Raw genomic sequence first — 8,678 nt, forward strand, 5'->3', positions numbered from 1 at the left:
ATTGAATTTTCAAGGTTCAACACACCACATCGGTGTGGGAAGTTTTAGTAACTTAACTTTAAGTCTCCTTCTTTGACCCAGCCGATCTTCTTTAAGAACATATTGATGATCGGGCAGATCACTGCAGGAAGGATAATGGATACAAGAAGCAGTCCAGCCCAGTCACCTGTTGTAATAGCTGCCTTGGTTCCCTCAGAAACGTCTTTGACCCAGCCTGTATACACGCCGATCTGACCAACCAGACCACAGGTACCCATACCGGAAGAAACAGCAGCTCCGTTCATTTCCATATGGAAGAGACAGGTTGCGATCGGTCCTGTAATAGCGGAAGTAACGATCGGTGCGATCCAGATCTTAGGATTTTTTACAATATTTCCCATCTGGAGCATGGATGTACCAATTCCCTGGGATACCAGACCGCCCCATTTATTCTCCGGGAAAGACATAACTGCAAAACCTACCATTTGGGCACAGCAGCCTGCTACTGCTGCTCCGCCAGCCAGTCCTGTAAGACCTAAAGCTGCGCAGATGGCTGCGGAAGAAATCGGAAGTGTCAGGGCAATACCTACAAATACAGATACTAAAATACCCATTAAGAATGGCTGAAGCTCTGTTGCCCACATGATCACATTTCCCACCTTCATGGCTGCTTTTCCAAGAGCCGGTGCAAGAAGTGCAGATAATGCGATACCTACGCCAATGGTAACAAGAGGTGTAACAAGGATATCCACTTTTGTCTCTTTGGAAACAGCCTTACCTGCTTCTGATGCCAGAACTGCTACAAACAGAACTGCCAGAGGACCACCTGCGCCGCCAAGTGCATTGGATGCAAAACCTACGGTGATCAGGGAAAATAATACAAGGGGCGGGCAGTGAAGGGCATAGCCAATCGCTACCGCCATAGCCGGGCCACTCATGGCAGATGCAAGGCCGCCTACTGTATAGGCTGTATCATTGACTGTTGCTACTGTCATAGTCAGAAACGGAATATGAAGCTGACTTCCCAGTGTATTGATAATGGTTCCGATCAAAAGGGAACAGAACAGTCCCTGCGCCATTGCACCAAGAGCATCAATGCCATACCGTTTTACACTGATCTCAATGTCTTTCCGGTGCAGAAAATCTTTTAACTTTTCCATAATGCCTCCATAACATAATCTGTTTTCTTTTCATCATTTAACGTCCCCGCAATTTTAACTCTGTTTTTCTGTCTTGTCAATTACTTTTGTCATATGACAAGACAGTTGACTTTACAAAAACAGTTCAAAGCAGTCTGCACACTTTTACACATACCAAAAAGCCAGGAGTTAAACTCCTGGCTCTCTGGTGTAATGCGAATAGGATTTCATTGTTTGTCTGCCGGAAAGCCTTTCCCGAACAGCTTGTATAGATTTTAGCATACTTTTCATATAAATGCAACTCATATTTAACAAAACAAGGCCTTATAGGGAATTTTTGTAACTTTTATGTAAAATTTCACCCTGCAAACATGACTCCATCCAGTACGCTTTCAAGTTCCTCCCCATTTATTTTCTGGGGCCAGTCACTGTTATACATAGATACCTTTCCGTACTGATCCCCATCATAACGAAAGATCACGTAACTTTCATTATCTGTCATGTAAAAATACAGTTTTGTTCCCACAGGGATCACTTCTGTTTTTCCATTTTCTCTTCCAGAGGCATCTGTCTTTTTTACAGTCAGTGCCTTTTTTACTGTAACCACTATTTCTGCCGGGCCTACCACATAAGGATCTCTGCTTTCTAAAAGTCCAGAGCTTCCTACATGATAATGTCTGCTGCCGGAATAGGTACTGAATGCGTTCATAGTCTTTTCAAGGTAAAGAGCACCTGGATCATTGTATGCAGCCACATCCTCGCTGTTGGTAAAAAGACTGTTCTCATTATAATTATACTCATATCGTATCAGTGCCGGAGTTCCCTCTACATATCCCAGATCATGGATCTGCCCATTTGTGATCTCATATACATTATCCGTAGTCCAGTCATTTTCTGCATGGGTCAGAACATGGAGAAAATGTCTGTCTCCTGATCTCACATAATATGCGTCCAGATTGAAATAGTACATATCGTTGAAATCCTGGCTTGCGACTTCTTCCTCTTTATTTTGGATCTGGATACGAAGGGCATTGTTTGCAAACCCATCTGCTCCGTAGGGATAAACACTTACATCAACAAATGTACCGTCATTATAAATATCAGCACTGTAATCTGCATAAGCTGCGATCTTTACAGCATAATCTGCAGGTGCCGCCTGGTATTCTTCTTTTACCAGGTCCGGATACTTTTCAAAAGGAAGACTGATACTGATAAGACCTAAAGCCCAGGAACCAATCGTATAAGGATTAATCTAAATTATATATGTCTTTTTGACTATCTTTTTATATCTTCTTAAATGTCCGCAAAGCCTTATTTTATCGGCTCTACGGGCATTTTGCTTTTGTGGTAAACCTCACATATCTAGGTCTATCTTCTTATATTTTCTCTATCAAACGTGGTTAAAATCGTGGTAAATACTTCTATGCAATTAGACGCTGAACCTCTGATTTTGCGGTATCTATGGACGCATGAGCGTACCAATTCATTGTGATACTAATGTTTGAATGCCCCATGATATACTGTAAATCTTTTGGGTTCATGTTCTTGCTTGCCAGCCTTGTGCAGAACGTATGGCGTAGCGTATGCGGTGTGATATGTGGCAAGGGATTGTCTTTGTGGTGCTTGTTGTATTTCTTTACCATACGGACAAATAAGGCGTTGTAATCAATCGCAACTTTTGGCTTGCCTTTCTGATTGACAAATAGGAAGTTGCCCCGTCCGTCTATCACAAATGGTTCTGCCTTTGGGCGTTTCTTCATAACCCGTTGAAATGCCTGTATCGTTTCTTTGCTTAATGGCACTTGCCTTATTCCGCTTTTTGTTTTAGGCGTTTCAATGTAATAGCCTTGTTCCTTGCTCTTTAATAACTGGTGGTCGATAATCACAACTTCATTCTTGAAATCAATGTCGGCTACTGTCAGTCCGCACAGTTCCGAGATACGAAGTCCTGTTTTTAATAATATCAGCATATCATCATAATATTTGTGATACACATTGTCCGTCTTGATGAATGAGAGTAAGGCTTGTTCCTGTTCCTCTGTCAATGCGACTTTCTCTTTGGTATCATTTTCTATGACTTCACTTAACTTGAAATCAAAGGGATTTTTCCTTACACAATCGTCTTGTATGGCGATATAGAATGACGCTTTTAACGAGCGTTTATGGTTGTTAATGGTATTGTAGGAAAAGCCTTTGTCTTTCATGCGTAACGCCCATTCTTTAGCGTCAGAGGGTTTGATTGTATCAATGCTCCTAGCACCCAGCTTGTCCTCTTTCAATAACCGCATGAGTTGTTCCCGTTGTTTTTGTGTGCTTTTCTTCACATTTGCCCTCTGTGCGTTCTGTTTGGCATAGAGTTGGCAAAGCGTCATTTTCTTGCCTGTGCTGTCGATACCGTCCTCAATATCCCGTCTTATCTGCTGTTCCAGTTCTCGAAGTGAGGGTTTTTCCCGTTTTCCCTTTGGTGTCGGGTCTGTGGGTGTCAATCTCCAAGCATACACATATTTTGTGTTTCCAAATGCGTCCACATATTTATATAAGTATTTTCCGTCTGTTCGTTGGCTCTCTCCAGTATGCAGGATACGTCCTTTGTTATCCCGTCTTTTTTCTTTCATGGTGTCTGCTCCTTTCCTTGTTGGAAAGAGCCTTGATATGACTTGTGTTCATCATAACACATACAAGGCTCATTTGCACTAGATAGCGTCCAATTTGTCAATGACCTGTTCAAACTGTCGGCGTTTAATCTGTATGCGGTTGCCATTCATAATGAGCCAGCCAGCGTCCTTGTTTTCCTCTGCCAATCGTCTTAACTTGTTTTCTCCGATACGGAAATACTTTGACGCTTCTTCAATGGTAAGGGTGTATTTTTCCCATACGGGAATATCGTTGTTATTCATCAGATACCCCCTTTCCCATGTTTCGTGTCATACTGGATATAGGGGATAAGGTCGGTGCGGTTTATCCTCTGTAAATGGGCGGTTAATTTACTGGAAAGGGAACTGCTGTATCTTGCCTTATCAAGCATAGTTCCTACTTTTTCCAGTCCACCTAATGCGTCATGTTCTTCTAAGAAATAAAAACTTTTGACAGCGGAAATCACGCCACCCTCTGTGAGCCATTGCTGTGTTTCCTCAAGGGAATTTTGCTGTTTTGGTACTTGCAGTTTCAAGACTTCCACAGCCCCTAAAAAGCGTTCCCAAAATCTACACGTTTTCCACCTGCTTTTATTACTTTCGTTTCTGTTTGGCACGACAAAGCGTAGGTTGTTTGCCAGTAGCCCGAAAGCCAGTTCCCCAAGTTCCAGCGGTCTGTCCTTAAATGTCATGGCAAAAACATGAGCCTTATCATCACGCAGTTGCATTTCTGTCCGTTTCCAACTGCCGACTTCCTCAAGCGTCTTATTATGTTTTGAACAGACTTCCTTATCCTTATCATAAAAGCGGTAGGATAATCCAGATTTTCCAGCACCGATATAAACAGTCTTTGCGGTGTCGAAATCGTCAAACTTGCTTTCATCAAAGTGGTAGCCCTCACTATTGGAGATAAATTCCTCTTTTTCGCATTTCTTCTTTATCTGCTCTATGGTAAAGAATGGCTTTTCGTTCCTATCATCAATGGCAATATCAAGTCTTGTGAAATGGAAGTTATCCAGTCCGTATCTTCGCTCGCAACGTCGGAACATATCCCCAAAGGTATAATTCCTACTGTCGAGAATACGGAAAATATCATCACAACCTCTGCCAGTCATAACAAGATAACAGCCTAACCCTTGTGGGTTGTCCTCTGTTTTTCTTGCGTCCCCCGATACATAAATATCTCCAATCTGCCAGCGTGCTTGATAGGTCTTGAATTTAACGCTTGCCGAATAGACATTGAAAATGTCAGTCGGTAAATCTAAAATGTGCATGATAACATCTTCTGCGGTTGCAGTATCAAATACAATGCTGATGTAATCAATCTTAACGGATAAATTTTTGTGTGTAGTTATAGTGCATTACTCCTTTCGTATGCCCCGTTTTTTTGCGGGGTAAAAATAGCGTTTTGTCCTTTATTTATCACAGTTTCTAGGTACTATGACATGTATGCGCAGGGCGGTGTTACATGTATGCGCAGGGCGGTGTTACATATACGCCCTTTACGAACGCCTAAAGGCGTTCCCTTTCCAAAAGGAACTGTCTGTCCGAACACGTCTGGGGGACGTGCCCCGTCCAGCCAGCCCCTTTTGGAAACCACTATTTTCGGTCTGACAGTCCATGCTTATTCATGCTATCAAAGTGAAAATATATCTTCTCTATGCTTACTCAAGCGTGTGATTGACCCTAGCGTGCTTAATCACTCCATCTAATACGATAATAACGCCATTAGAATTACTTGTCAAGAAGTTTTTGTTGACTTTTGGATATATATTAAGTATGATATGCTTATAAATACCAAGAGAAGCAACGAAAGGAGCGGTTATACTAAGTTATGGAGCATTATGAAAAGAAAATCAGTTTCTTAGGAGAAAACATACAGACCATAAGAAAACACAGAGGAATGAAACAACAGGAACTTGCGGACAAAATCGGTATCAATATGCAGAGCCTTTCCAAGATTGAACGTGGTGTGAATTATCCTACCTTTGATACATTAGAGAAGATAATGGACGTGCTGGGTGTAACACCCAATGAATTATTGTCGGGAGAATGGAAGTATATCGACCATACCGAGCCATATATTATGGATATTATCAAACGGGAACAGGACTTCAATGTTTCCTTAGATTATCTGTCTGAAAATGAATTCTTTGATAATGAAAACGAATACAAATTCTACATGGAAACCATATTGATTAGATACATCAGCAATTATCTTTCTAATGAGGTTGTAGAAATTGAAGAACTTATGGAAATCAAACAGTTGATACAGCGTCAAAAAATAGAACGTATGATGAAAGTACACAAGGAAATGCGAGGGTTAGACCGATACAGAGAACAACCAAAAGAATACAAATATCACAACCCTTATGATGATTGGATATTCCGTCAACTTGCAGATATTGACAACAGAAAAAACATTCCTAATACTTCTCCACAAGTAGACTTTAATGAGGGAGATTATGAAGATTATCTAAAGGCGAAATGGAACAGAGGTTTTTAATTTCCTCTTGCATGGAAGATACAGCAAACAAAAAGCCCAGTAAAGAGTGCAAAGCACCACCAATGGTGGCAAGGCTCTTGACAGGGCTTTTTCTTTTCTGTGATTGGTAATCAAGAGGAAGAAAGGAAAAGTGTGCATTTTCAATGCAGAAAATATTTAAAGGGTATGCTGATTTTTATTGTGGTGGATATATGGAACTGTTATAATATGAGTATGAAGAAAGCGACAAATTGGAAGTTGTAGAGGTATAAAGAATTATGAAAAGTTTAATTATATATGGTAGTCAATATGGAACAGCAAAAGCATACGCTACAAAACTTTCAGAGATAACAGAAATTCCTTGCATAAGTTATGAAAACATAAAGGATATAAAGGATTACGAGCAGATAATTTATTTTGGGGGGTTGTATGCAGGTGGTGTAAAAGGATTAAAAAACACATTTAGACTATTGAAAAATAGCAATATCAAAACGATTCTGGTTACTGTAGGGCTTGCAGATGTAAATAATAAAGAAAATACTAATAACATTAAAGCCTCCCTTGAAAAACAACTTGAAAAAGATATTTATAAAAACTCTTTAATCTTTCACTTAAGAGGTGGTATAGACTACAGTAAATTGAATTTCAAGCACAAGACTATGATGAAAATGTTATATCATTCTCTTAAAAACAAGCCAATTGAAAGCCTTACGCAAGAAGATAAGGCACTGATAGAAACCTATAACACAAAAGTAGATTTTGTTGATTATGATTCGCTAAAACAAATTGTAGAGGTGATTCAATAAATCTCAGTTTGAAAAGGGGAAATGAAAAAGTGGCAATTTCAAATATAAATACAATTATTAGTAATGATTTTCAAAAAGTTTGGAACATTGTTTTAGCTGTTGATAAATATAACTCATGGCGAAGTGATTTGAGCAAAACAGAAATAATAAATGACAAACAATTTATTGAATACACAAAAAATGGATATGCTACTACATTTACCGTCACCGTTGTAGAACCATATAAACGCTGGGAATTTGATATGGAGAATAGCAACATGAAAGGTCATTGGATTGGTGTTTTTATAGACAAAGGGAATGAAACACAAATAGACTTTACAGAAAATGTGATACCTAAAAAGTGGTTTATGAAACCTTTTGTAAAAACCTATTTAAAAAAACAACAAAAGCAATTTGTTCTGGACTTAAAGAAAGCATTGGAATAATAAAATTCAAGATTGGAGGGTTGGAAATGGCTTCAAGTAAAGATTATTTACAATTTGTTTTAGAACAATTATCAGAATTACAAGAAATAACATATCGTGCAATGATGGGAGAATTTATTATCTATTATCGTGGAAAAATCATTGGCGGTATATATGATGATAGGTTACTGGTAAAACCAACAAAGTCTGCAATTTCTTATATGCCAACAGTTACTTATGAAATTCCATACGAAAATGCCAAAGAAATGTTATTGGTGGAAGAAATTGATAATAAAGATTTTCTGACGGGGTTATTTAATGTGATGTATGATGAACTACCAACGCAAAAACCTAAAAAGAAAAAATAAACAGTTTTTAACTTGACAATTTCATATCCATACACACAAAGCAGTTAGTCTTAGGATTGACTGCTTTTTTCTTACCAAAATTATAGATTGGAGTGATGAAATGATATACTCTTAGAACTTTTTAACAAGATTATTGAAGCATAAAATTTTGTTGTAGCGCTTATATGTGAATGGTATAATCGGGGTATGAAAAAAGATAAAATAGATTAGGAGTCAAGTTATGGATTATATCATAAGGGAAATTAAAAAAGCAGAATATGATTTACTCAATGACTTTTTGTATGAAGCAATTTATATTCCAGACGGTGTTGAGCCACCACCTAAATCAATAATTAACTGTCCAGAATTACAAGAATATGTTTTTGAATTTGGAAAGCGAAAAGATGATAGGGCTTTAGTTGCGGAAGTTCAAGGAAATGTCATAGGTGCTATTTGGGTACGAATAATGAACGATTACGGACACATTGACAATGATACACCGTCCCTTGCTATGTCTGTTTTTCAAAAGTATAGAGGACAAGGGATTGGGACTTCATTATTGCAACAATTATTGTTAGTGGAAAAATCTTTTGGTTATTCAAAAATTTCCTTATCTGTTCAGAAAAATAATTATGCAGTAAAAATGTATAAGAAAGCAGGTTTTCTTGTTGTTGATGAAAACAGCGAAGAATATATTATGACTATAAATCTATAACAGACAATCTAGTTTACAATTTCATATCCCTACATACAAAGCAGTTAGTCTTATGATTGACTGCTTTTTAAAAAGACACCATTTAGGTGTAATGATGTCTTTTGGGTGTTATTTTATAGGAGCCTATGAAACTTTTTCTGTAAAATAACCTAAGTAAGGTCCTTCTATGA

Annotated in this window: 10 protein-coding genes; 5 read left to right on the plus strand and 5 right to left on the minus strand. The window is 38.4% G+C overall.

All coding sequences use genetic code 11. The features are described from left to right. Positions 1 to 44: 44 nt before the first annotated feature. From DW251_RS17285 to DW251_RS17310, 5 genes are all read right to left on the minus strand, one after another. Positions 45 to 1,139, minus strand: coding sequence for a PTS sugar transporter subunit IIC (locus DW251_RS17285; RefSeq protein ID WP_118301871.1), 1,095 nt, complete (start codon positions 1,137 to 1,139; stop codon positions 45 to 47). A 337-nt stretch (positions 1,140 to 1,476) separates the two neighbouring features. Next, positions 1,477 to 2,088 (minus strand): hypothetical protein, encoded by a 612-nt coding sequence (locus tag DW251_RS17290; RefSeq protein WP_118301872.1) that lies wholly within the window; start codon positions 2,086 to 2,088, stop codon positions 1,477 to 1,479. A 451-nt stretch (positions 2,089 to 2,539) separates the two neighbouring features. Next, positions 2,540 to 3,733, minus strand: coding sequence for a site-specific integrase (locus DW251_RS17300; RefSeq protein WP_101774306.1), 1,194 nt, complete (start codon positions 3,731 to 3,733; stop codon positions 2,540 to 2,542). A gap of 78 nt (positions 3,734 to 3,811) precedes the next feature. Next, positions 3,812 to 4,015 carry an excisionase gene (locus tag DW251_RS17305; protein ID WP_002607397.1) on the minus strand — a complete coding sequence of 68 codons (204 nt, stop codon included), beginning with the start codon at positions 4,013 to 4,015 and terminating at the stop codon, positions 3,812 to 3,814. After that, entirely contained in the window at positions 4,015 to 5,076 is a 1,062-nt protein-coding gene (locus DW251_RS17310; RefSeq protein WP_279217558.1) for a replication initiation factor domain-containing protein, read from the minus strand. The genes DW251_RS17305 and DW251_RS17310 overlap by 1 nt, the downstream gene beginning before the upstream one ends. A gap of 509 nt (positions 5,077 to 5,585) precedes the next feature. Here DW251_RS17310 and DW251_RS17320 point away from each other — a divergent pair. The 5 genes from DW251_RS17320 to DW251_RS17345 all read left to right on the plus strand — a co-directional run bounded on the left by DW251_RS17320 (position 5,586) and on the right by DW251_RS17345 (position 8,508). After that, complete coding sequence (locus DW251_RS17320) at positions 5,586 to 6,257, plus strand: helix-turn-helix transcriptional regulator (protein WP_021422697.1); 672 nt, start codon at positions 5,586 to 5,588, stop codon at positions 6,255 to 6,257. A 257-nt stretch (positions 6,258 to 6,514) separates the two neighbouring features. Continuing rightward, positions 6,515 to 7,042, plus strand: a complete 528-nt coding sequence (locus DW251_RS17330) for a flavodoxin domain-containing protein (RefSeq protein ID WP_118301873.1) — start codon at positions 6,515 to 6,517, stop codon at positions 7,040 to 7,042. Between the two features lie 29 nt (positions 7,043 to 7,071). Beyond that, positions 7,072 to 7,467: an SRPBCC family protein gene (locus DW251_RS17335; protein ID WP_011068146.1), complete on the plus strand. Its 396-nt coding sequence runs from the start codon at positions 7,072 to 7,074 to the stop codon at positions 7,465 to 7,467. A gap of 26 nt (positions 7,468 to 7,493) precedes the next feature. Next, positions 7,494 to 7,814: a TfoX/Sxy family protein gene (locus DW251_RS17340; RefSeq protein WP_105309540.1), complete on the plus strand. Its 321-nt coding sequence runs from the start codon at positions 7,494 to 7,496 to the stop codon at positions 7,812 to 7,814. Positions 7,815 to 8,034: 220 nt separating this feature from the next. Further along, on the plus strand, positions 8,035 to 8,508 hold the full coding sequence (locus DW251_RS17345) for a GNAT family N-acetyltransferase (RefSeq protein WP_021422709.1): 474 nt from the start codon (positions 8,035 to 8,037) through the stop codon (positions 8,506 to 8,508). Positions 8,509 to 8,678: the final 170 nt, after the last annotated feature.

This window comes from Clostridium sp. AM22-11AC (assembly GCF_003473545.1).
Lineage (GTDB): Bacteria > Bacillota > Clostridia > Lachnospirales > Lachnospiraceae > Enterocloster.